This is a genomic window from Enterobacter cloacae complex sp.6700776, from assembly GCF_048284255.1.
In the GTDB taxonomy this organism is placed as follows: domain Bacteria; phylum Pseudomonadota; class Gammaproteobacteria; order Enterobacterales; family Enterobacteriaceae; genus Enterobacter; species Enterobacter intestinihominis.
In genome coordinates this window covers 23,340-44,584 of sequence record NZ_JBLVYK010000022.1, presented here as the reverse complement: position 1 = coordinate 44,584, position 21,245 = coordinate 23,340, and the positions used below count along the sequence as shown (strand labels likewise).

The following is a 21,245-nucleotide window of genomic DNA, read 5'->3' as shown; positions in this document are numbered from 1 at the left end:
CAGTGGGCATCTGGTATCAACGCTGGACAGATGCACGTCCTTCCCGGCGCGTCCTTTGCTGGTTGATCGCGTCGGGGATCGTTGCGTTTGCGATTTGGGGAGCGCTGCTCAGACCCGCTGCTCTGTGCTACGCCGATATTCAGGCGCAGGCCAGCAGTGCGAAGCGAATCAACGCCTCGCTGTGGCCGAAGGCCGGGCGGCGACCTGTGGTTACGCAAGTGAAGCCGGTGCAGCCCTTTTCTCCGCTGGCATTTCAGCGTGAGGACGCAAGGCTGGTGTACTGGAAACCGCAGCAGAGTGGGGGAGAGCTGGCGCTGGATGCCTTGTGGGGCGCAGTTCCGGCGCTCTTTTCCCGGCTGGCGCTTGAGAACGTGCGGGTGAGCGCGTTTTCCATCACCCCACAGGGAAAACAGCTACGCCTTAGCCTGCAACTGGAGATAGGCCATGCGCAGTAAAACCCGTTTGCTGATCCTGCTTTCTCCGCTTTTCCTGACCGGGATGCGGGATCCCTTCTCCGTGCCGGAAGAGCGTTGCGCAGCAGGGCAACTCAGCCAGTGGCGGTATCAGGGAGTCGTCAGCGGCAGCAGGGATATCGGCCTTATGCAGGACGGGCAGAACCGCTGGCACCGGGTAAAAACGCAGATGCGGTTACCGCCAGGCTGGCGGGTGAGTGCGATAGATACACAACAACTGACCGTTGATGTCGGCGAGATGTGCGAGCCGAAGCGATGGACATGGCAGCGAGAAGGAACGAAAAAAAGTGAAGATATGGATAGGGCTGTTACTGGCGGCACTCAGCCAGCCCCTGTGGGCCGCGACGCCAAAACCGGTCACCCTGCTGGTGGATGATGTCCCGGTGGTGCAGGTATTACAGGCGATGGTAGCGCAGGAGGATCGCAATCTGGTGGTGTCGCCGGATGTCAGCGGTTCGCTTTCGCTGAATCTAACGCGGGTGCCCTGGAGGCAGGCGCTTCAGACGGTAGTGAACAGTGCCGGGCTGGTATTGCGGGAAGAGGGCGGCATTTTTTATGTGCATACGGCGGCCTGGCAGCGGGAGCAACAGACGCGTAAAGAGCAGGAGCGGGCCCAGCGTCTGCTCGACGCTCCGCTGCTCTCTCACAGCATTCCGTTTGCTTATGCGGATGCGGCCGAATTGCAAAAAGCGGCGGAAAAGCTCTTAAGCCCGAAAGGCAGTCTCTCCGTCGACAAGCGCACCAACCGTCTCCTGGTCAGGGATAACAAGTCGGTGGTGGATATGCTCCAGCGCTGGGCAGCGCAGATGGATCTGCCCGTCGAGCAGGTAGAACTGGCGGCGCAGATTGTGACCATCAGTGAAAAAAGCCTGCGTGAACTGGGGGTGAAATGGAACCTCGCTGACGCAACGGAGGCCGGTAAGGTGGGTCAGGTCACGACGTTGGGCGCTGACCTGTCGGTGGCCAGTGCAACCACACACGTTGGGTTTAATATCGGGCGCATCAACGGCAGGATGCTGGATCTTGAGTTGTCGGCGCTTGAGCAAAAGCAGCAGGTGGATATCATCGCCAGCCCGCGGCTACTGGCGTCGCACATGCAGCCGGCCAGCATCAAGCAGGGCAGCGAAATCCCGTATCAGGTTTCCAGCGGCGAAAGCGGAGCGACCTCCGTTGAGTTTAAAGAGGCGGTATTAGGCATGGAGGTCACGCCGGTGGTGCTTCCGGGCGGCCGCGTTCGTCTGAAGCTGCATATCAGTGAAAATATGCCTGGCCAGGTGCTGCAACAGGCGGACGGCGAAACGCTGGCGATTGATAAGCAGGAGATCGAAACGCAGGTAGAGGTAAAAAGTGGGGAAACGCTCGCGCTGGGCGGGATCTTTTCGCAAAAGAATAAAACCGGACGCGACAGCGTGCCCGTGCTGGGCAACATTCCGTGGCTGGGTCAGTTGTTCCGCCATGACGGAAAAGATAACGAACGGCGCGAGTTAGTGGTGTTTATCACGCCACGTCTGGTCAGTATTCATTAATGGGTAACGATCCCCGCAATGATTTTGCATTCAGTTTGTTGCAGATGTTTGACGTGGGGCATGAATTAGCATACAAGGAGTACCGATTTGAGTTGGACTTACGTCTTATTTCCTTATGCGCCGGGAACGGTGATTTAATCAGTTGCCAAACAAGCCGGAGTATTGAGATAATTTTTCGTCTGACTCTCGCTCTATTGCAAATGAGGTTTCAGTTCATGTCCTGCTACGCCGGGTGTCTGCGCAGCGGGGATTACCATTAACGAATAGTCTTAGTAGTACCGAAAAAATGGCAGAGAAACGCAATATCTTTCTGGTTGGGCCTATGGGTGCCGGCAAAAGCACTATTGGGCGTCAGTTAGCTCAACAACTCAATATGGAATTTTACGATTCTGATCAAGAGATTGAGAAACGAACCGGAGCGGATGTGGGCTGGGTCTTCGACGTAGAAGGCGAAGAAGGTTTCCGTGACCGAGAAGAAAAAGTGATCAACGAACTCACGGAAAAACAGGGCATTGTGCTGGCAACAGGCGGCGGCTCTGTAAAATCTCGCGAAACCCGCAACCGTCTCTCCGCCCGTGGCGTAGTGGTCTATCTTGAGACGACCATCGAAAAACAGCTGGCACGCACGCAGCGTGATAAAAAACGCCCGTTGTTGCAGGTTGAAACACCGCCACGTGAAGTTCTGGAAGCTTTGGCCGATGAACGCAATCCTCTGTACGAAGAGATTGCTGATGTGACCATTCGTACTGACGATCAAAGCGCTAAAGTGGTTGCAAACCAGATTATTCATATGCTGGAAAGCAACTGATTCTGGCTTTATATACACTCGCCTGCGGGTAAAAGCATTTAAGGTGGATGTCGCGTCATGGAGAGGATTACAGTTACTCTCGGGGAACGTAGTTACCCTATCACCATCGCGGCTGGTTTGTTTAACGATCCAGCTTCCTTCTTACCACTGAAAGCGGGTGATCAGGCGATGCTGGTCACCAACGAGACGCTGGCTCCGCTTTATCTCGACCGTGTACGCCACCTGCTTGAGCAGGCGGGCGTGAAGGTCGACAGTGTGATTCTGCCCGATGGCGAGCAGTACAAAAGCCTGACGGTACTGGATACCGTCTTTACCGCACTTCTGCAAAAACCGCACGGTCGTGATACAACACTGCTTGCCCTGGGCGGCGGCGTTGTGGGCGATCTGACCGGTTTTGCAGCCGCCAGCTACCAGCGCGGTGTGCGCTTTATTCAAATTCCAACCACGTTGCTCTCACAGGTCGATTCTTCTGTGGGCGGTAAAACGGCGGTTAACCATCCGCTCGGCAAAAACATGATTGGCGCGTTCTACCAGCCTGCATCGGTGGTGGTGGATCTCGACTGTCTGCAAACCTTGCCAGCGCGCGAACTGGCGTCCGGCCTTGCAGAAGTGATCAAATACGGCATTATTCTTGACGGTGAGTTCTTCACCTGGCTGGAAGAGAATATGGATGCGCTGCTGCGCCTCGATGGGCAGGCAATGGCCTACTGTATTCGCCGTTGCTGTGAGCTGAAAGCAGAAGTCGTTGCCGCAGATGAGCGTGAAACCGGCTTACGTGCTTTACTGAATCTGGGGCATACGTTTGGTCATGCGATCGAAGCCGAAATGGGCTACGGTAACTGGCTTCACGGTGAAGCTGTCGCTGCCGGAATGGTCATGGCGGCCCGTGCCTCTGAACGTCTGGGGCAGTTCAGGCCGGAAGAGACAGCACGTATCATCACGTTGCTTAAACGTGCTGGCTTGCCGGTGAGTGGTCCGCAGGAAATGTCTGCGCAAGCGTACCTTCCCCACATGATGCGCGATAAAAAAGTATTGGCAGGTGAGATGCGTCTGGTACTCCCGCTTGCAATAGGGAAAAGTGAAGTGCGCGGCGGAGTGCCGCACGAAGTCGTACTTGGCGCTATTGCTGATTGTCAGCAGGCGTAACAACTAGAAAGGTCAGGCTGCTGTAACAGGTGGTCGTTTTAGCTTCAGGTAAATGCAGAGTCGTTGGCAGAAGCCTTTGAGTGGGGTGTTAAATGGATGAATTCAAACCAGAAGACGAGCTGAAACCCGATCCCAGCGATCGTCGTACTGGTCGTTCTCGTCAATCTTCAGAACGTGATAACGAGCCGCAGATCAACTTTGACGATGTCGATCTGGATGCAGACGATCGTCGCCCTTCGCGTAGCCGTAATGCGCGAAATGAGCGTGAAGACGAGGAGTATGAATCCGAAGAAGAGTTAATGGATGAACAGCCTGTTGAACGTCGTCCGCGCAAACGTAAAAAAGCGGTAGCGGCAAAACCGGCCTCCCGTCAGTACATCATGATGGGCCTTGGCGTTTTGGTTCTGGTATTGCTGATTGTCGGCATTGGTTCCGCGCTAAAAGCACCTTCTACCCATTCTACCGAGCAGACAGCGTCTGCCGAGAAGAGCATCGACCTGTCTGGTAACGATGCGAGCAACCAGGCGAATGGCGCTCAGCCAGCGCCGGGCACCACTTCCGCAGAGCAGACCGCAGGTAACACCAGCGCCGGTCAGGATATCTCTCTGCCGCCCGTCTCTGCGACCCCAACTCAGGGCCAGGCGCCTGTTACGCCGGAGGGCCAGCAGCGTGTTGAAGTTCAGGGCGATCTGAATAACGCGCTGACGCAGCCGCAGAATCAGGAGCAGGTTAACGCTGCCGTGGTGAACTCCACGCTGCCTACTGAACCTGCCACCGTTGCGCCAGTTCATGGCAGCAATGCCCAGCAGCAAACGGCGGCAACGGAAACCAAACCGCGCCATACCCAGACTGCGCCGCGTCAGGAGCGTAAGCAGGCTGTGATTGAGCCGAAGCGTGAGACGAAACCGCAGACCGTGGCAAAAGCGCCAGAAACGAAAGCGCCAGCGCAGACAAAACCTGCGGTGAGCCAACCGGTTAAAGCGCCAACGCCTGCGGCAACCGCTGCACCTAAAGCAACGGCGACCACAACCGCGCCTGCTGCAACTGCGGCACCGGCTGCTACGCCAACCGCTAGCGCATCCAGCACCGCGGCAGGTAAAACGACGGGTAACGTGGGTTCTCTGAAATCCGCATCATCCAGCAACTACACGTTGCAGCTGAGCAGTTCGTCTAACTACGACAACCTCAACGCCTGGGCGAAGAAATCGAATCTGAAAAACTATGTGGTTTATCAGACGACCCGTAACGGACAGCCTTGGTACGTTCTGGTAAGCGGAGTTTATGCCTCAAAAGATGAAGCAAAACGAGCCGTCTCCACGCTGCCTGCCGATGTGCAGGCGAAAAACCCGTGGGCGAAGCCAATTCATCAGGTGCAGGCCGATCTGAAGTAATGTTTAAAGCGCAGGATGCTGTCGGAGCTTTCTCCACAGCCGGAGAAGGTGTAATCAGTTAGTCAGCATGAAAAAAAATCGCGCTTTTCTTAAATGGGCAGGGGGGAAATACCCCCTGCTCGACGATATTAAAAAGCACCTGCCGAAAGGCGAGTGTCTTATCGAGCCCTTCGTGGGTGCTGGATCGGTATTCCTGAATACCGATTTTTCTCGTTATATCCTGGCGGATATCAACAGCGACCTTATCAGCCTCTATAACATCGTCAAACTGCGTACCGATGAGTATGTGGAAGAGGCGCGGAAGCTGTTTACGCCAGAGAACAACAACCCGGACATTTACTATCAGTTCCGCGCTGAGTTTAATCAGAGCCAGGACCCGTTCCGTCGCGCGCTGTTGTTTCTTTATCTCAACCGCCATGGCTACAACGGTCTGTGCCGGTATAATCTGCGTGGCGAGTTTAACGTGCCGTTTGGCCGCTATAAGCGTCCCTATTTCCCGCAGGACGAGCTGTATCACTTTGCTGAAAAAGCGCAGAATGCCGAGTTCTACTGTCTCTCCTATGAAGAGTGCATGGAGCTGGCGGGCGTAAACTCGGTGGTCTACTGCGACCCGCCTTACGCGCCGCTGTCTGCCACGGCAAATTTCACCGCCTACCACACCAACAGCTTCAGCCCGGCCGAGCAGGCGCGTCTGGCTGAGATGGCGGAAAAGCTGGTCAGCAAAAGAATTCCGGTGTTAATTTCGAATCACGACACGCCTGATACGCGCGAATGGTACAAAGCCGCGAAGCATTTTCAGGTAAAAGTGCGGCGTAGCATTAGTAGCAATGGCGGCACACGTAAAAAGGTGGACGAACTTCTGGCGCTTTATCGACCCTGAGCCTTTGCCCGCCGGTAAACACATTTCAAGGAGATGCGGATGAAACAGTTTTTGATTGCCCCCTCAATTCTGTCGGCCGATTTTGCCCGCCTGGGTGAAGACACTGCCAAAGCTCTCGCGGCTGGCGCGGATGTCGTCCATTTCGACGTTATGGATAACCACTACGTTCCCAACCTGACCATCGGTCCGATGGTGCTTAAAGCGCTGCGTAACTACGGGATCACCGCGCCCATTGACGTGCATCTGATGGTGAAACCGGTTGATCGCATCGTGCCTGATTTCGCCGCGGCGGGTGCCAGCATCATCACTTTCCACCCGGAAGCCTCCGAACACGTTGACCGCACGCTACAGCTGATCAAAGAGAACGGCTGTAAGGCGGGGCTGGTCTTTAACCCGGCGACCCCGCTGAGCTATCTCGACTACGTGATGGACAAGCTGGACGTGATCCTGCTGATGTCCGTCAACCCGGGCTTTGGCGGCCAGTCGTTTATTCCTCAGACGCTCGACAAGTTGCGTGAAGTGCGCCGCCGCATTGATGAGTCTGGCTATGATATTCGTCTGGAAGTGGACGGCGGCGTGAAGGTCAATAACATCGGTGAGATTGCGGCGGCAGGGGCGGATATGTTCGTCGCAGGTTCCGCCATCTTCGATCAACCGGATTACAAAAAAGTCATTGATGAAATGCGCCGTGAACTGGCGAAGGTAAGTCATGGATAAATTGCAGGCTATTCGGGGTGTAGCATTTGACCTCGACGGCACGCTGGTCGACAGCGCGCCTGGATTAACCCGCGCCGTCGATCAGGCGCTGTATGCCCTTGAACTCCCCGTTGCGGGCGAAGAGCGCGTCGTGACGTGGATTGGTAACGGTGCAGACGTGCTGATGGAGCGCGCGCTGACCTGGGCTCGTCAGGAACGTGCCTCTCAGCGTTCTGCGCAAGGGAAACCGAGTGTTGACCACGCGGATATTCCCCAGGATGAGCAGCAGCGTATTCTGCGCAAACTGTTCGACCGTTTCTACGAAGAGACCGTCGAAGAGGGCAGCTTCCTGTTCCCGGATGTCGCTGAAACGCTGAGCGCGCTACATGCGAAAGGCATCCCGCTGGGGCTGGTGACCAACAAGCCAACACCGTTCGTTGCGCCTCTGCTGGAAGCGCTGGATATCGCGAAATACTTCTCCGTAATTGTGGGCGGCGATGACGTGCAGAATAAAAAGCCGCATCCGGAACCGCTATTGCTGGTGGCAGGAAAATTATCCTTAGCGCCTGCGGAGCTGCTCTTTGTCGGGGATTCCCGCAATGATATTCTGGCTGCCAGAGCGGCAGGTTGCCCGTCTGTTGGGTTGACCTACGGCTACAACTACGGTGAAGCCATTACGCTGAGTGAGCCGGACGTTGTGTTCGACCACTTCAAAGATTTGTTGCCCGCACTCGGGCTCTCGCACAGTGAACATCAGGAATTGAATAATGACTAAGCCCATCGTTTTTAGTGGCGCACAGCCTTCAGGTGAACTGACCATTGGTAACTACATGGGTGCGTTACGTCAGTGGGTGAGCATGCAGGATGACTACCACTGCATTTACTGCATCGTGGATTTGCATGCTATCACCGCGCGTCAGGATCCCGAGAAGCTGCGCAAGGCGACGCTCGATACGCTGGCGCTGTACCTGGCGTGCGGTATCGATCCAGAGAAGAGCACCATTTTCGTTCAGTCTCACGTGCCAGAGCACGCGCAGCTGGGCTGGGCGCTGAACTGCTACACCTATTTCGGCGAGCTGAGCCGCATGACCCAGTTCAAGGATAAATCTGCGCGCTACTCTGAAAACATCAACGCCGGTCTGTTTGATTATCCGGTGCTGATGGCGGCAGATATTCTGCTGTACCAGACCAACCAGGTACCAGTGGGCGAAGATCAGAAGCAGCACCTGGAGCTGAGCCGCGATATCGCCCAGCGCTTCAATGCGCTTTACGGCGACGTGTTCAAAGTGCCTGAGCCGTTTATTCCGAAATCCGGCGCGCGCGTGATGTCGCTGCTGGAGCCGACCAAAAAGATGTCCAAGTCTGACGATAACCGCAACAACGTTATCGGCCTGCTGGAAGATCCGAAATCGGTGGTGAAAAAGCTCAAGCGTGCGGTGACCGACTCCGACGAGCCGCCAGTGGTGCGCTACGACGTGCAGAACAAAGCGGGCGTATCCAACCTGCTGGACATTCTCTCCGGTGTGACCGGACAGAGCATCCCTGAGCTGGAAAAACACTTTGAAGGCAAGATGTACGGCCACCTGAAAGGTGAAGTGGCAGACGCCGTTTCCGGCATGCTGACCGAGTTGCAGGAGCGCTATCACCGTTACCGTAACGACGAAGCTTTCCTGCAAAAAGTGATGAAAGAGGGCGCGGAAAAAGCCAGCGCGCGCGCCTCCGAAACCCTGAAAGCGGTGTACGACGCGATTGGGTTTGTGGCGAAACCTTAAGCCGCTTTGCCGGGTGGCGCTTACGCTTACCCGGCCTACAGGACCGTGTAGGTCGGGTAAGGCGGAGCCGCCACCCGACAAAACTGACGAAACAAAAAAACCGGGAAATTCCCGGTTTTTTTACGCCTGAAAAACGCTTACTGCTGTGCCGCCGGGCCGCAACCGCCGATGATCTTCGAAATGGAGATTGCCGGATGCAGCAGGTAATCGTAGCTGCAATTATTTTTAGTATTTTGAACGTGACCGGTGCAGGCCGTCAGAGTTGTTAACAGGCCGACCAGTACGGCAGCTTTTGCCAGTTTGAACATACGCATTCCTTGTCAATAAAATCAAAAAATTGGATGTAACACGAGGGAATAAATGGAAAAGTTCCATTACGCGGGCGGTATGTTATCGACTGAGGTAAGAAGGGAGTAGTCCGCTTCAAGACTACTCCCGGGAGAAAGATTGTGCGTTAGTGGCTGGAGAACCAGTTCAGTTTTTCACGCAGTGCTACCACGCGGCCCACCACGATCAGCGCCGGGCTTTCAACCTGCTGCGCCAGCTCGCCCAGCTGCGTCAGTACGCCATCGACCACGCGCTGCGTAATGGCGGTACCGTTTTCTACCAGCGCGACCGGCATATCTGCTTCCATGCCGTGCTCCAGCAGTTTCGCCTGAATCGTGGCTGCCTGATTTAGCCCCATGTAGAAGACCAGAGTCTGCTTTTCAGCGGCCAGATTATGCCAGTCCAGCTCGCTGCCGGTTTTCAGGTGGCCCGTCACCAGGCGCACGCTCTGGGCATAGTCGCGATGGGTTAACGGAATGCCGGAATAGGCAGAACAGCCGGATGCCGCCGTAATGCCCGGCACCACGGAGAACGGAATGCCCGCGTTGCAGAGAGTTTCCAGCTCCTCGCCGCCGCGACCAAAGATAAAGGGATCGCCCCCTTTCAGACGCACCACACGCTTACCTTTTTGCGCTTCCCGCAGCAGGATCTGGTTGATCTCCTCCTGCGGTACGCAGTGATAACCTGCCCGTTTGCCGACGAACACGCGGTCAGCATCGCGGCGCACCAGATTCATGATGTCATCAGAGACCAGACGGTCATACACCACGATGTCCGCCTGCTGGATCTGCTGGAGACCCTTCAGCGTCAGCAAGCCCGCATCGCCGGGACCTGCGCCCACCAGTACCACTTCACCGCGATGATCCAGCGGTTCAGAGAGGAGTTGCTCGGTCGTCTCTTCAACCGCTTTGGTGTCCTGATTGGCAAGGGACTGCGCCAGCCTGTCGTTGACAAAGAACTTCTCCCAGAAGCGACGGCGTTCGCCCACGGTTGCGAAGGTTTGCTTCACGCGGGAACGCAGCTGCCCGGCATAATGCGCAATCTGACCAAGGTGTTGAGGCAGCACGGCTTCCAGTTTTTCCCGCAGCAGACGGGCAAGAACGGGCGAGCGGCCACCGGACGACACCGCAATCATCAGCGGCGAGCGGTCGATAATGGATGGCATGATAAAGCTCGCCTCTTTCGGCGCATCCACCACGTTACAGAAGATGCGGCGCGCTTCGCAGGCGTCGCTGACGCGCTGGTTAACGTCATCGTTATCCGTTGCGGCGATGGTCAGCCAGCAAGTATCCAGCAGGGATTCATCAAATTCGCCCTGCACCTGCGTGAGCATCCCTTCCTGCGCCCAGACGTCAAACTGTGGGGCGAAGGTGAGGGCGTTAACGGTCAGTCGGGCGCCCGCCTCTAACAGCAGGCGCGCCTTGCGTTCAGCCACATCGCCGCCGCCCACGAGCAGGCAGTCGCGGTTGCGTAATTGACAAAAAATCGGCAGGTGATCCACGACGTTACCTCACAGCATTCATGGCGGGGGAAGAATTGACGTCAGGATAACAGCAGGAATCGTACAGAACATACGGTTTTTCCTGCCGTTACCCATAAGGGGTCATAAGCCTTTCCTATTGAAAAGGCGAGGGGTTACGCTTTCAGCTGCACCTCGCCGTCCTTCACGCGGACGTCGTAGTGTTTGACCGAGAAGCTTTCATCTTCCATGCAGCGCCCGTCGGTTAAGCGGAAGCGCTGCTTTTTCAGCGGGCTGGCAACCCACAGTTCGCCCTGGTGCTCCGCAATCAGACCGCGGGAGAGCACGCTGGCCTCGAAGAACGGGTCGATATTGCTGATGGCAAAAACCTGTTCATCGTGGCGAGGGCGGAAAATCGCTACCTGCTCGTTGCCCAGCAGGGCACAGACGCCGGTTGCTGGCAGAATGTCGTTAATGTTGCAGATGTTTACCCACTGGCTCATGCGTTTTCCTCCACCAGCATCACCGGAATACGTTCATACGGGGTCGCTGGACGATGCTGTTCGCGCTCCGGCACCACCTGCACGTTCGGGTCGCGCTGGGTGCTGTTGATAAAGTGTTTGAAGCGCGTCTGCGCCGCTGGCGTGTTCACGGTTTCGGTCCACTCGCAGATCACCGCCTCGCGCAGGCGAGTCATCTCGGATTCCAGCTGTTCATTCAGGCCCAGCTTGTCGTCGATAATGACTGACTTCAGATAGTCGATGCCGCCTTCGAGATTATCCAGCCAGGACGCGGTACGGGTCAGCTTATCGGCGGTACGAATGTAGAACATCATGAAGCGGTCGAGGTATTTGATCAGCGTATCGCGATCGAGATCGGCAGCCAGCAGATCGGCGTGGCGAGGTTTCATCCCGCCGTTACCGCACACGTACAGGTTCCAGCCTTTCTCGGTGGCGATAATACCCACGTCTTTACCCTGTGCTTCCGCACATTCACGGGTACACCCTGAGACGCCGAACTTCATTTTGTGCGGCGTACGGATACCTTTGTAGCGGTTTTCCAGCTCGACGCCGAAGCCCACGCTGTCGCCCACGCCGTAGCGGCACCAGGTGCTGCCCACGCAGGTTTTCGCCATGCGCAGCGCCTTAGCGTATGCGTGACCGGTTTCGAAGCCCGCCTCAATCAGCTGACGCCAGATTTCCGGCAGATCATCTTTCTGCGCACCAAACAGGCCGATACGCTGGGAACCGGTGATTTTGGTGTACAGATTAAACTCACGGGCGATACGGCCCACGGCGACCAGCCCCTCAGGGGTAATTTCTCCCCCGGCAGAACGCGGGATCACCGAGTAAGTCCCGTCTTTCTGAATATTGGCCAGGAAGTTATCGTTGGTGTCCTGAAGCGGAGTGTGTTCTGGTTTGAGCACATATTCGTTCCAGCAGGACGCCAGCAGGGAACCGACGGTAGGCTTACATACTTCACAGCCGTAGCCCTGGCCGTGTTTCTCCAGCAGTTCGTCGAAGGACTTAATGCCCTCCACGCGGATCAGGTGATACAGCTCCTGGCGAGAGTAAGCGAAGTGCTCGCACAGGTTGTTGTTCACTTCAATGCCCTGTTTTGCCAGCTCGGCGTTCAGCACCTGGGTAACCAGCGGGATACAGCCGCCGCAGCCGGTCCCGGCTTTGGTTTCCGCCTTCAGCGCCGCAACGGTGTGGCAGCCTTTGTTAATGGCGGAGATCAGCATGCCTTTGGTCACGTCGAAGCAGGAGCAGATTTGCGCGCTGTCCGGCAGTTTATCCACGCCAATGGACGGCTTACCGCTGGAGGCGTGCGCCGGGAGGATCAGCGCGTCCGGGTTTTCCGGCAGCTCAATGGCGTTCAGCACCAGCTGGAGCAGGTTGCCGAAGTCGCTGGTGTCGCCCACCAGCACCGCCCCGAGCAGGGTTTTGTTGTCCTGGCTGACGATAAGACGTTTGTAGACTTCTTTGCTTTCGTCCAGATAAACATAGCTGCGGGAGTTCGGGGTGCGACCATGCGCATCGCCAATACCGCCCACGTCCACGCCCAGCAGCTTCAGCTTCGCGCTCATGTCTGCGCCGGTGAAGGCATTTTCGCTGCCGAGGATATGGTCAACGGCGACCTGCGCCATTTTGTACCCAGGTGCAACCAGACCGTATACGCGGTTATTCCAGCTGGCGCATTCGCCGATGGCGTAGATGTCCGGATCGGAGGTCTGGCAGGTATCGTTGATCATGATCCCGCCGCGCTGCGCAACGGCCAGACCGCACTGAGTAGCCAGCTTGTCGCGCGGGCGAATGCCGGTGGAGAAGACGATGAAATCCACTTCCAGCTCGCTGCCGTCGGCAAAGCGCATGGTTTTACGCGCTTCAGTGCCTTCCTGCACGATCTCTTTGGTGTTCTTGCTGGTGTGAACCTTCACGCCCATGCTTTCGATTTTACGGCGTAACTGGTCGCCACCCATATGGTCCAGCTGTTCCGCCATCAGCATCGGGGCAAATTCGATGACGTGGGTTTCAACGCCGAGGTTTTTCAGTGCGCCTGCCGCTTCCAGACCCAGCAGACCACCACCGACAACCGCGCCGCGTTTGCTTCGACGTGCGCAGGATTCAATGGCGTTGAGGTCTTCAATGGTACGGTAAACGAAGCAATCCTGGGTTTCCGAACCTTTAATCGGCGGGATCCACGGATACGAGCCTGTCGCCATGATCAGCTTATCGTAAAAAACCGTGCGTCCGGCGCTGGAGTGGATCACTTTCTCCTGACGGTTGATGGTGATAGCGCGTTCGCCCACCAGCACTTTTACGCCATGCTTCTCGTAGAAACCTTCGCGCACCAGAGAGAGTTCTTCGGCGGTATGGTGAGAGAAGTAGGAAGACAAGTGCACACGGTCGTACGCCTTGCGGGGTTCTTCACAGAACACGGTAATATCGAACTGGTTAGCATCGGCTTTATCGAGAAGATCCTCAATAAAGCGGTGGCCGACCATGCCGTTACCGATGATAGCGAGTCTGACTTTGCTCATTTTTGCCTCGATTTCTTTTCTATTACTGCCTACCTTAACGATTCAGCAGGGGCACTTATTGATGCAAATCAAATACGCCTTCACCTACCCCTTAGGGGGTATATCTATGATTTGTCAGGATTTTTATAAGTGACGGATATTGTTTGATTTTTGTGCTTGCTTGTTTTTCGCACAATTTTGGTGGGGTTTTTTACCCATCGGCGGGCAGGGCGGGTGAGCAGGGGAAAACCCCTTTGCAGTACGCAAAGGGGTTACGGCGATTAGTGGGTAGCTGTTGCCGGGTTGTGTTGACGGTGACGGGTCACAAAGCCCAGCACGAAGCACATGATGAACACCACGGCGTACAGACCGTTAGCGGTATGCAGCGCCGCCAGCGGGCCGCTGTGCGCCACAATTGGGCCCGTGACCACGAAGGTCAGCATGGTGCCGATGGTGCCGCAGGTCAGCACGAAGTTTACCAGCTTCGGTGAGGCCACTTTGGTCTGAAGAGAGCCAAGGGTGATGATCGAGGTATAAATCGCGCTGGAGAAGAAGCCCAGGGTCAGGATGAACCACGGCATATGCTCCGGGGAACCGTTGATGAACAGATACATCAGCACGGTTGCCAGACCCGCCAGAACGGTCAGGATCCGTTGCAGGTCGAAGAAGCGCAGGATAAAGCTAAACGCCCACATGCCGAACATGTAAGACATCCAGAAATCGCTCACCAGTTTACCCGCGTCGTTCAGACTCATGCCCAGACCTTTCGCATACTCAGGAACCCAGGAGATAAAGCCCAGCTGGCCCAGGATGTAACACAGCGCGGCGATGGAAAGGAACAGCACGCCGATACCCCATTTTTCTTTCGCAACTGGCTCAGACGTGGTCTGCGCTTTTTTGCCCAGCACCGGGAACTCGCAGCCGAAGGTGAGAATAAAGATCGCGACATAGACCAGACCAATGCAGGCGTACACCCAGTACCACTCAATGCTGCGCGCCAGAAGATACGCGGCGACCATCGGGAAAATCATCCCGGCCATGCTGAAGAAGGAGTCGGTGAACAGCAGACGCGCGCCGCGCTGGCGACCTTCATACATATGGGTGATCAGGAACGTACCGATCGACATGGTGATCCCGCTCACCAGGCCCAGCACGAACATGGCGGCAGAGAAGAGGGCGATGCTGTGGCTCAGCACCAGGCCCGCCACGGCGGCAACCATCAGCACGAAGCCGAAGCGCAGCTGGGTTTTCAGCGGCACGATTTCCATCAGCCAGGCATTAAGGAAAATAGAGATCAGGATCCCCGCGTTCAGGAAAGTGAAGGTATTGCTCATGCTGGAAACGGGCAACTGGAAGTAGTCTGCGATATTTCCCATCACCATCCCGGTGACGATCACCAACGCGCCGGTCAGGGCGTAGGAGAAGAAGCTGATCCATGTGAGCTTGATGCGATTGCTGTTAGTCATGTCTGGCCTGTTAAAAGTAAAGAAAAACGCAATGACTGCGTTTGAGCGGGCAGATTTTAGTCGCGAAAGTGATCTAATTAAATCTTTTCAGAAAATATTGAGCACAATTGCAGGCTTTAACGTGATGGAGATCACATTACATCGCGGGGTGAACAATCGTTTGCGCGGTAATAATTGTTTCAATTTCGTAAAATTAGGTAAAAGACTGGTCTGGGGTCATACTGCTCTTTAGAATCAAGCCATTCGCTTTTTATACTGCGCTTTGTTAAGGAATTCTCATGCTCAAATCAACACTGGCGGCTGTCGCAGCTGTGTTTGCTCTTTCTGCCGTTTCCCCTGCTGCGCTGGCAGCCAAAGGAGACCCTCACGTCCTGCTGACTACCTCTGCGGGGAATATTGAGCTGGAGCTGGATAGCCAGAAAGCCCCTGTTTCCGTGAAAAACTTCCTCGACTACGTGAACAGTGGTTTTTATAACAACACCACGTTCCACCGCGTGATCCCGGGCTTTATGATTCAGGGCGGCGGTTTCAACGAGCAGATGCAGCAGAAAAAGCCTAACCCGCCAATCAAAAATGAAGCGGATAACGGCCTGCTGAACAAGCGCGGCACCATTTCTATGGCGCGTACGGCGGATAAAGACAGCGCCACCAGCCAGTTCTTCCTCAATGTGGCGGATAACGCCTTCCTGGACCACGGCCAGCGCGACTTTGGCTACGCGGTGTTCGGTAAAGTGGTGAAAGGCATGGACGTGGCGGACAAGATCTCTCAGGTTCAGACTCACGATGTCGGTCCATACCAGAATGTGCCGTCTAAGCCAGTGGTGATTCTCTCCGCGAAAGTGCTGCCGTAATCGTTCCCTCACACGGGCACATCCTGCCCGTGTCTTTCCGCCCTCCCTGCGAAAGCGCGTTTTGCTGCTTATACTTGTGGCAAACGGACTATTCAGGGAGGCGTAGTGAAAAAACTCACCGACAAGCAAAAATCCCGACTCTGGGAGCAACAGCGTAGCGCCAATCTTCAGGCCAGTTGCCTCCTTGAAAAAGGCAAGGGTCCCGCTGAACCCGATATCGAGATGCTGGCACTGGGGCCTTCTGCACCGGGTTTACCCCATCTGTGCCTTATTCACCGCCATTTATTCCGCAACGAAATGAAAGGCGCTGGCGAGCTGCGCACCGCCGATATCTCCAAGGGCGACATTCCATTTTGCCATTTCGAGTACATCGAGAAGGTGGGTAATGAGCTGATGGCTTCGCTGGAAAGCGATAAATATCTTGTGGGCCTTCAGAAAGAAGAGTTTACAGACAGAATCAGTCATTACTACTGTGAAATCAACATGCTACATCCGTTTATGAGCGGTAATGGCGTGGCTCAGCGGATCTTCTTTGAACAGCTGGCTATCCATGCGGGCTACGTGCTGAACTGGCAGGGGATCGACCCGGACGACTGGGCATCCGCCAACCAGAGCGGGGCGATGGGTGATCTGACCGCCCTGAATGCTATCTTTGCCAAAGTTGTGAGCGAAGCGCGGGGATCTGAGTAAAATAGGGCGGCCATTTTTTCAGGAGCCGCCATGATTCTGCTGATTGATAACTACGATTCCTTTACCTGGAACCTTTACCAGTATTTTTGTGAACTGGGGGCAGAGGTGGTTGTCCGCCGTAACGATGAGATCGCGCTGGCTGACATTGACGCGCTGGCGCCCCAGAAAATCGTGATTTCGCCCGGGCCGTGTACGCCGTCGGAGTCCGGTATCTCGCTGGAGGTAATCCGCCACTATGCGGGCAAGCTGCCGATTCTGGGCGTCTGCCTGGGTCACCAGGCCATTGCGCAGGTCTTTGGCGCCAGCATTGTCCGTGCCGCGAAAGTCATGCACGGCAAAACCTCTCCGGTCACGCACACCGGTACCGGCGTGTTCCTGGGGCTAAACAATCCGTTAACCGTGACGCGCTACCATTCTCTGGTGATTGATCCGCCGACCCTGCCCGCAGACTTTGAAGTGACAGCCTGGAGTGAGACACGGGAAATCATGGGCATTCGCCACCGCGAGTACGATCTGGAAGGGGTGCAGTTCCACCCGGAAAGCATTCTCAGCGAACAGGGGCACGCGCTGCTGGCCAATTTCCTTAATCGCTGAATATCTGTTGCCTTGTTGTGATTTTTTATGCATATTTTGTGATTATATTTTCACAATCACTGTGACATAAAAATGGATGGTCATGACATGGCAACTGAACAACCAGCAATTACCCGCGCGACATTCGATGAAGTGATCCTGCCGATTTATGCACCGGCTGAGTTTATCCCGGTGAAAGGGAGAGGCAGCCGCGTCTGGGATCAGCAGGGCAACGAGTATGTTGATTTCGCAGGCGGTATTGCGGTGACGGCGCTGGGCCATTGCCATCCTGCGCTGGTGGACGCGCTGAAAGCGCAGGGCGAAACGCTGTGGCACACCAGCAACGTGTTCACTAACGAACCGGCGCTGCGTCTGGGGCGTAAGATCATCGATGCCACCTTCGCCGAACGCGTGCTGTTTATGAACTCCGGCACCGAAGCCAACGAAACCGCCTTTAAGCTTGCGCGCTACTACGCAACCACGCGTCATAGTCCGTACAAAACCAAAATCATCGCCTTCCATAACGCCTTCCACGGTCGCTCGTTCTTTACCGTTTCCGTTGGCGGCCAGCCGAAGTATTCCGACGGCTTTGGTCCGAAACCTGCGGATATCATCCACGTGCCGTTTAACGATCTGCACGCCGTTAAAGCGGTGATGGACGATCACACCTGTGCCGTGGTGGTCGAACCCATTCAGGGGGAAGGCGGCGTCACGGCGGCCACCCCGGAATTTCTGCAAGGGCTGCGCGAACTGTGCGACGAGCACCAGGCGCTGCTGGTGTTTGATGAAGTGCAGTGTGGGATGGGGCGTACCGGAGACCTGTTCGCTTATATGCACTACGGCGTAACGCCGGATATTCTGACCAGCGCGAAAGCGCTCGGCGGCGGTTTCCCGGTCAGCGCGGTGCTAACCACCCAGGATATTGCTTCCGCATTTCATGTGGGCTCACACGGCTCCACTTACGGCGGTAATCCGCTGGCGTGCGCCGTGGCGGGAGCGGCGTTCGACATCATTAATACGCCGGACGTCCTGAATGGCGTGAATGCGAAACGCGCCCTTTTTGTGAAACATCTTCAGCAGATTGACGAACAGTTTGATGTCTTCAGCGACATCCGCGGAATGGGGCTGCTGATCGGCGCCGAGCTGAAACCTCAGTACAAAGGCCGCGCGCGCGATTTCCTGCACGCCGCCGCACACGAAGGCGTCATGGTGCTCAACGCCGGGCCGGACGTGATGCGCTTCGCGCCGTCGCTGGTGGTGGAAGACAAAGACATCGAAGACGGGTTAACCCGTTTTGCCGCGGCGGTGGCGAAGATCGTCAGAGGCTAATACGCGGTTCGTTTTAACCGGCGCGTTAACCATATCCCGTGATGCGGACGCTGACGCCATGCCACCGACGAAATGGTGTGCATGGTGTTGAGATGCCCGAGAACGCGCTGTAAATGCTGCTCAAGGGTGCTCATCGGCCCGTGGGTCAGCGTCTCCGGCGCTTCCAGAATGTTCGAATCCCCTGACTCGCCCGGCGCGTCGTACTCCAGACGCTGCTGACAGCGCTGGAGGGCAATTTCACACGACTGCAAATAGCGCTGCGCCAGATCCGGCGTCAGCATGGTGTGCTCGCGCGCCAGCGTGGTCATGGCATTGATGTGTTCGACGATAAACTGGCTGTGCGTGACCCACAGCTTCATGTCTGCCAGATAGTGCGAGTTGAAGCCCGGCTCCTGCATGGCCTGGTTAAGGGAGTTGAACAGGGCATTATGCGCCTGGTTGACCTTCATGCGCTCGTAGGCCAGTGGAGACGGCTGCGGGTCGTCGCTCAGGATCAGGCGAATGGCCTGCTGATCCGCCTCCAGCGCGTCGTGGGCGTTTTGCCTCAGTAATCCACTTTGCCACTGCGGCCACAGCCAGACCATGCCGCCAAAGGCGATCAGGCAGCCAATCAGGGTATCGACCAGGCGGGCAATAATTAACTGATCGGCGTTGAGCGTAAGCAACTGCAGGGTGTACACCGCCGTTACCGTAAAGCCCACCGTCGCCCAGCCGTAGTTTTTACGGATGATCAGATAACTCACCATCGTAATCGCCAGCATGCCGACCAGCGTATACCCTTCCGGCACGTGGAAGTGCAACGTTACGCCCGCGATAATCAGCCCCGCCATCGTGCCGCCCGCCCGATGCAGAATGCGCACCCGCGTGGCGCCATAGCCGTTCTGGGTGACAAACAGCACGGTCATTAAGATCCAGTAGGGTTTCGGCAGGTGCAGGGCCATTCCCATCAGGCTGGCGATGCTGAGCATGACGCTAATTCTTGCGGCGTTGCGCAGGGCGGAAGACTTCAGTGACAGGTAGCTTTTGAGCGCAGGCAGCAACGGCAGTCGTTTTTGCTTATCGGCCATCAGGTCCCGGGTATAAAGCGGGCGCTGGGTGCGCAACACCCGGGCGATGCGGCTGAAATGCCAGGCGGCAAACTGCCCGACCGGGTTATCCGCGTGCTGACGCGCAATCTTTTCCAGCGCGCCGAGCTGTTTGTCCATGTTAAAGCGCGTCGGATAGCGGTGATAGAGGATATCGTCAGCCAGCACCCGCAGGCGCGCCGCGACGGTCTGCGCGTTCCAGCGGATCACCGCTTCCGCATGGCTGCGCTCCACCAGCTTTTGCACCTCTTCCGGATTATGAAGGCTGACGGAAATATGCTCCTGCAAATCCAGCCCGACCTGGAAGGTACGCAGCAGCCGCTTATATTCATGATTTTTGTTGGCGGCAAGCATGTGCAACTGCTGATAGCACTGGCTGATCAGATCCACCACTTTTTGCTGGCGTGCCAGCAGCGGCGGCAGGGATTTTTCCGGGTCGGTATGTTGCGTGAGCAGGGTGTATTTTGCTTCGCAGTATTCAGCAAGCTGCACGTAGAGCAGGCTCAGGGATTCGCGAAGCGGCTGTTCCCGCCACAACCAGAACCAGAACCAGTTAAACAGCCCGTACCACAGCGTGCCGAGGGCGTAGATCAGCAATGGCTCCCACACCGGCATATTGCCCGCAAGGCTTAAGGTGAAGATGGCGGCAATCAGCGACGCAGGAAGCAGGCGGGCGTGCAGCGAGCTGATTTCAGCGGTTACGCCAAGCGTCATCGCCAGCACGGTCAGGATCAGCGGCAGAGGAATGTCGCGGGCCAGTAAGAGTTGCACGGCAAGGCTACAGCCGGCAAACAAGCAGCCGCCAATAATCAGGCGTTTGAAAAAGCGTTTATGCGGGGTGTCCAGACCGGCAATGTTGCAGCAGGCGGGCACGAGAGAAAACAGCAGGCCTTGCTGAAGATGTCCGAGGATCAGGCCCACGGCCACGGGAAGACACAACACCAGCGTTTGTCGCAGTGCGTAGTTAACTTCCGGGTGATAGATCAGCCTGCGCCACATAAGGAGTAGAGACAAAAACGGCGTGCCACCCTGCGGCGGCACGCCGTCTGACCGGAATTAACGGGTCCCGTAAACCACGATGGTTTTACCGTGGGCGGAGATCAGGTTCTGGTCTTCCAGCATCTTCAGGATACGGCCCACTGTTTCACGGGAGCAGCCGACGATCTGACCGATTTCCTGGCGGGTAATTTTAATTTGCATACCATCAGGGTGGGTCATGGCGTCTGGCTGTTTCGCCAGGTTCAACAGAGTCTGCGCGATACGACCGGTCACGTCCAGGAAGGCGAGGTTACCCACCTTCTCAGAGGTCACTTGCAGACGGCGTGCCATCTGGGAAGAAAGACGCATCAGGATGTCAGGGTTGACCTGAATCAGCTGACGGAATTTCTTGTAAGAAATTTCAGCCACTTCACATGCTGTTTTTGCACGAACCCAGGCGCTACGTTCCTGGCCTTCTTCAAACAGGCCCAGTTCACCGATAAAATCGCCCTGGTTCAGATAAGAAAGGATCATCTCTTTCCCTTCTTCATCTTTGATCAGCACGGCCACCGAGCCTTTAACGATGTAATACAACGTTTCCGCTTTTTCACCCTGGTGAATCAGCGTGCTCTTTGATGGGTACTTATGAATGTGGCAATGAGACAAGAACCATTCGAGAGTCGGGTCTGTTTGCGGTTTGCCAAGCACCATGCGCTGTTATCCTCTGTTATAAGCTGTCACCAGAGTCATAAGATGCATCCGGACTCTGGGGT

21 protein-coding genes are annotated in these 21,245 nt (G+C 56.1%); 14 read left to right on the top strand and 7 right to left on the bottom strand.

Annotated elements, in window-relative coordinates; all coding sequences use genetic code 11:
- Window positions 1–2: 2 nt before the first annotated feature.
- The 10 genes from ACNQ0T_RS20925 to trpS all read left to right on the top strand — a co-directional run bounded on the left by ACNQ0T_RS20925 (window position 3) and on the right by trpS (window position 8,692).
- Window positions 3–455 carry a hypothetical protein gene (locus ACNQ0T_RS20925; protein WP_023298776.1) on the top strand — a complete coding sequence of 151 codons (453 nt, stop codon included), beginning with the start codon at window positions 3–5 and terminating at the stop codon, window positions 453–455.
- Window positions 445–849: a HofP DNA utilization family protein gene (locus tag ACNQ0T_RS20920; protein ID WP_032621951.1), complete on the top strand. Its 405-nt coding sequence runs from the start codon at window positions 445–447 to the stop codon at window positions 847–849. The genes ACNQ0T_RS20925 and ACNQ0T_RS20920 overlap by 11 nt, the downstream gene beginning before the upstream one ends.
- Window positions 761–1,999 carry a DNA uptake porin HofQ gene (hofQ, locus tag ACNQ0T_RS20915; protein WP_045308978.1) on the top strand — a complete coding sequence of 413 codons (1,239 nt, stop codon included), beginning with the start codon at window positions 761–763 and terminating at the stop codon, window positions 1,997–1,999. Before ACNQ0T_RS20920 ends, hofQ begins: the two co-directional genes overlap by 89 nt.
- 286 nt (window positions 2,000–2,285) lie before the next feature.
- Complete coding sequence (gene aroK / locus ACNQ0T_RS20910; protein ID WP_003861630.1) at window positions 2,286–2,807, top strand: shikimate kinase AroK; 522 nt, start codon at window positions 2,286–2,288, stop codon at window positions 2,805–2,807.
- A 57-nt stretch (window positions 2,808–2,864) separates the two neighbouring features.
- Window positions 2,865–3,953: a 3-dehydroquinate synthase gene (gene aroB, locus ACNQ0T_RS20905; RefSeq protein ID WP_022649622.1), complete on the top strand. Its 1,089-nt coding sequence runs from the start codon at window positions 2,865–2,867 to the stop codon at window positions 3,951–3,953.
- A gap of 92 nt (window positions 3,954–4,045) precedes the next feature.
- A complete protein-coding gene (gene damX, locus ACNQ0T_RS20900) occupies window positions 4,046–5,344 on the top strand; it encodes a cell division protein DamX (protein ID WP_022649621.1) in 1,299 nt (432 codons plus the stop codon).
- 67 nt (window positions 5,345–5,411) lie between these two features.
- Complete coding sequence (dam, locus tag ACNQ0T_RS20895; RefSeq protein ID WP_022649620.1) at window positions 5,412–6,224, top strand: adenine-specific DNA-methyltransferase; 813 nt, start codon at window positions 5,412–5,414, stop codon at window positions 6,222–6,224.
- A gap of 39 nt (window positions 6,225–6,263) precedes the next feature.
- Window positions 6,264–6,941, top strand: a complete 678-nt coding sequence (gene rpe, locus ACNQ0T_RS20890) for a ribulose-phosphate 3-epimerase (RefSeq protein ID WP_003861634.1) — start codon at window positions 6,264–6,266, stop codon at window positions 6,939–6,941.
- A complete protein-coding gene (gene gph, locus ACNQ0T_RS20885; RefSeq protein WP_017384158.1) occupies window positions 6,934–7,695 on the top strand; it encodes a phosphoglycolate phosphatase in 762 nt (253 codons plus the stop codon). Before rpe ends, gph begins: the two co-directional genes overlap by 8 nt.
- Entirely contained in the window at window positions 7,688–8,692 is a 1,005-nt protein-coding gene (gene trpS / locus ACNQ0T_RS20880) for a tryptophan--tRNA ligase (protein WP_015571430.1), read from the top strand. The genes gph and trpS overlap by 8 nt, the downstream gene beginning before the upstream one ends.
- A gap of 137 nt (window positions 8,693–8,829) precedes the next feature.
- Here the strand turns inward: trpS and ACNQ0T_RS20875 are convergent, their stop codons facing one another.
- From ACNQ0T_RS20875 to tsgA, 5 genes are all read right to left on the bottom strand, one after another.
- Complete coding sequence (locus ACNQ0T_RS20875) at window positions 8,830–9,000, bottom strand: YhfL family protein (RefSeq protein ID WP_003861638.1); 171 nt, start codon at window positions 8,998–9,000, stop codon at window positions 8,830–8,832.
- 146 nt (window positions 9,001–9,146) lie between these two features.
- Window positions 9,147–10,520 (bottom strand): siroheme synthase CysG, encoded by a 1,374-nt coding sequence (gene cysG, locus ACNQ0T_RS20870; protein ID WP_023298772.1) that lies wholly within the window; start codon window positions 10,518–10,520, stop codon window positions 9,147–9,149.
- A gap of 134 nt (window positions 10,521–10,654) precedes the next feature.
- On the bottom strand, window positions 10,655–10,981 hold the full coding sequence (gene nirD, locus ACNQ0T_RS20865) for a nitrite reductase small subunit NirD (protein ID WP_022649617.1): 327 nt from the start codon (window positions 10,979–10,981) through the stop codon (window positions 10,655–10,657).
- On the bottom strand, window positions 10,978–13,521 hold the full coding sequence (gene nirB, locus ACNQ0T_RS20860) for a nitrite reductase large subunit NirB (protein ID WP_022649616.1): 2,544 nt from the start codon (window positions 13,519–13,521) through the stop codon (window positions 10,978–10,980). Before nirB ends, nirD begins: the two co-directional genes overlap by 4 nt.
- A 260-nt stretch (window positions 13,522–13,781) precedes the next feature.
- Window positions 13,782–14,966 carry an MFS transporter TsgA gene (gene tsgA, locus ACNQ0T_RS20855; RefSeq protein ID WP_022649615.1) on the bottom strand — a complete coding sequence of 395 codons (1,185 nt, stop codon included), beginning with the start codon at window positions 14,964–14,966 and terminating at the stop codon, window positions 13,782–13,784.
- Between the two features lie 278 nt (window positions 14,967–15,244).
- Here tsgA and ppiA point away from each other — a divergent pair, with 278 nt between their 5' ends.
- From ppiA to argD, 4 genes are all read left to right on the top strand, one after another.
- Window positions 15,245–15,817, top strand: coding sequence for a peptidylprolyl isomerase A (gene ppiA / locus ACNQ0T_RS20850; protein WP_022649614.1), 573 nt, complete (start codon window positions 15,245–15,247; stop codon window positions 15,815–15,817).
- A gap of 105 nt (window positions 15,818–15,922) precedes the next feature.
- Window positions 15,923–16,507, top strand: a complete 585-nt coding sequence (locus tag ACNQ0T_RS20845) for a putative adenosine monophosphate-protein transferase Fic (protein ID WP_165716079.1) — start codon at window positions 15,923–15,925, stop codon at window positions 16,505–16,507.
- Between the two features lie 30 nt (window positions 16,508–16,537).
- On the top strand, window positions 16,538–17,101 hold the full coding sequence (pabA, locus tag ACNQ0T_RS20840) for an aminodeoxychorismate synthase component 2 (protein WP_165716080.1): 564 nt from the start codon (window positions 16,538–16,540) through the stop codon (window positions 17,099–17,101).
- A gap of 87 nt (window positions 17,102–17,188) precedes the next feature.
- The gene (argD, locus tag ACNQ0T_RS20835) at window positions 17,189–18,409 is read left to right on the top strand and encodes a bifunctional acetylornithine/succinyldiaminopimelate transaminase (RefSeq protein ID WP_207788680.1); all 1,221 of its coding nucleotides are present in this window, start codon (window positions 17,189–17,191) and stop codon (window positions 18,407–18,409) included.
- On the opposite strand, the gene ACNQ0T_RS20830 is transcribed toward argD, so the two are convergent.
- On the bottom strand, window positions 18,406–20,493 hold the full coding sequence (locus tag ACNQ0T_RS20830) for a YccS/YhfK family putative transporter (protein WP_022649610.1): 2,088 nt from the start codon (window positions 20,491–20,493) through the stop codon (window positions 18,406–18,408). The two genes, argD and ACNQ0T_RS20830, sit on opposite strands and share 4 nt — an antisense overlap.
- 57 nt (window positions 20,494–20,550) lie before the next feature.
- Complete coding sequence (gene crp, locus ACNQ0T_RS20825; RefSeq protein ID WP_000242758.1) at window positions 20,551–21,183, bottom strand: cAMP-activated global transcriptional regulator CRP; 633 nt, start codon at window positions 21,181–21,183, stop codon at window positions 20,551–20,553.
- Window positions 21,184–21,245 lie beyond the last annotated feature (62 nt).

What these genes read in the sequence shown, in the direction of transcription:
- ACNQ0T_RS20875 (WP_003861638.1), bottom strand. Translation starts at nt 9,000, where the DNA reads ATGTTCAAACTGGCAAAAGCTGCCGTACTGGTCGGCCTGTTAACAACT.
- tsgA (WP_022649615.1), bottom strand. Translation starts at nt 14,966, where the DNA reads ATGACTAACAGCAATCGCATCAAGCTCACATGGATCAGCTTCTTCTCC.
- gph (WP_017384158.1), top strand. Translation starts at nt 6,934, where the DNA reads ATGGATAAATTGCAGGCTATTCGGGGTGTAGCATTTGACCTCGACGGC.
- dam (WP_022649620.1), top strand. Translation starts at nt 5,412, where the DNA reads ATGAAAAAAAATCGCGCTTTTCTTAAATGGGCAGGGGGGAAATACCCC.
- rpe (WP_003861634.1), top strand. Translation starts at nt 6,264, where the DNA reads ATGAAACAGTTTTTGATTGCCCCCTCAATTCTGTCGGCCGATTTTGCC.
- damX (WP_022649621.1), top strand. Translation starts at nt 4,046, where the DNA reads ATGGATGAATTCAAACCAGAAGACGAGCTGAAACCCGATCCCAGCGAT.
- crp (WP_000242758.1), bottom strand. Translation starts at nt 21,183, where the DNA reads ATGGTGCTTGGCAAACCGCAAACAGACCCGACTCTCGAATGGTTCTTG.
- trpS (WP_015571430.1), top strand. Translation starts at nt 7,688, where the DNA reads ATGACTAAGCCCATCGTTTTTAGTGGCGCACAGCCTTCAGGTGAACTG.
- ACNQ0T_RS20830 (WP_022649610.1), bottom strand. Translation starts at nt 20,493, where the DNA reads ATGTGGCGCAGGCTGATCTATCACCCGGAAGTTAACTACGCACTGCGA.
- nirD (WP_022649617.1), bottom strand. Translation starts at nt 10,981, where the DNA reads ATGAGCCAGTGGGTAAACATCTGCAACATTAACGACATTCTGCCAGCA.
- aroK (WP_003861630.1), top strand. Translation starts at nt 2,286, where the DNA reads ATGGCAGAGAAACGCAATATCTTTCTGGTTGGGCCTATGGGTGCCGGC.
- nirB (WP_022649616.1), bottom strand. Translation starts at nt 13,521, where the DNA reads ATGAGCAAAGTCAGACTCGCTATCATCGGTAACGGCATGGTCGGCCAC.
- ACNQ0T_RS20920 (WP_032621951.1), top strand. Translation starts at nt 445, where the DNA reads ATGCGCAGTAAAACCCGTTTGCTGATCCTGCTTTCTCCGCTTTTCCTG.
- aroB (WP_022649622.1), top strand. Translation starts at nt 2,865, where the DNA reads ATGGAGAGGATTACAGTTACTCTCGGGGAACGTAGTTACCCTATCACC.
- pabA (WP_165716080.1), top strand. Translation starts at nt 16,538, where the DNA reads ATGATTCTGCTGATTGATAACTACGATTCCTTTACCTGGAACCTTTAC.
- argD (WP_207788680.1), top strand. Translation starts at nt 17,189, where the DNA reads ATGGCAACTGAACAACCAGCAATTACCCGCGCGACATTCGATGAAGTG.
- ppiA (WP_022649614.1), top strand. Translation starts at nt 15,245, where the DNA reads ATGCTCAAATCAACACTGGCGGCTGTCGCAGCTGTGTTTGCTCTTTCT.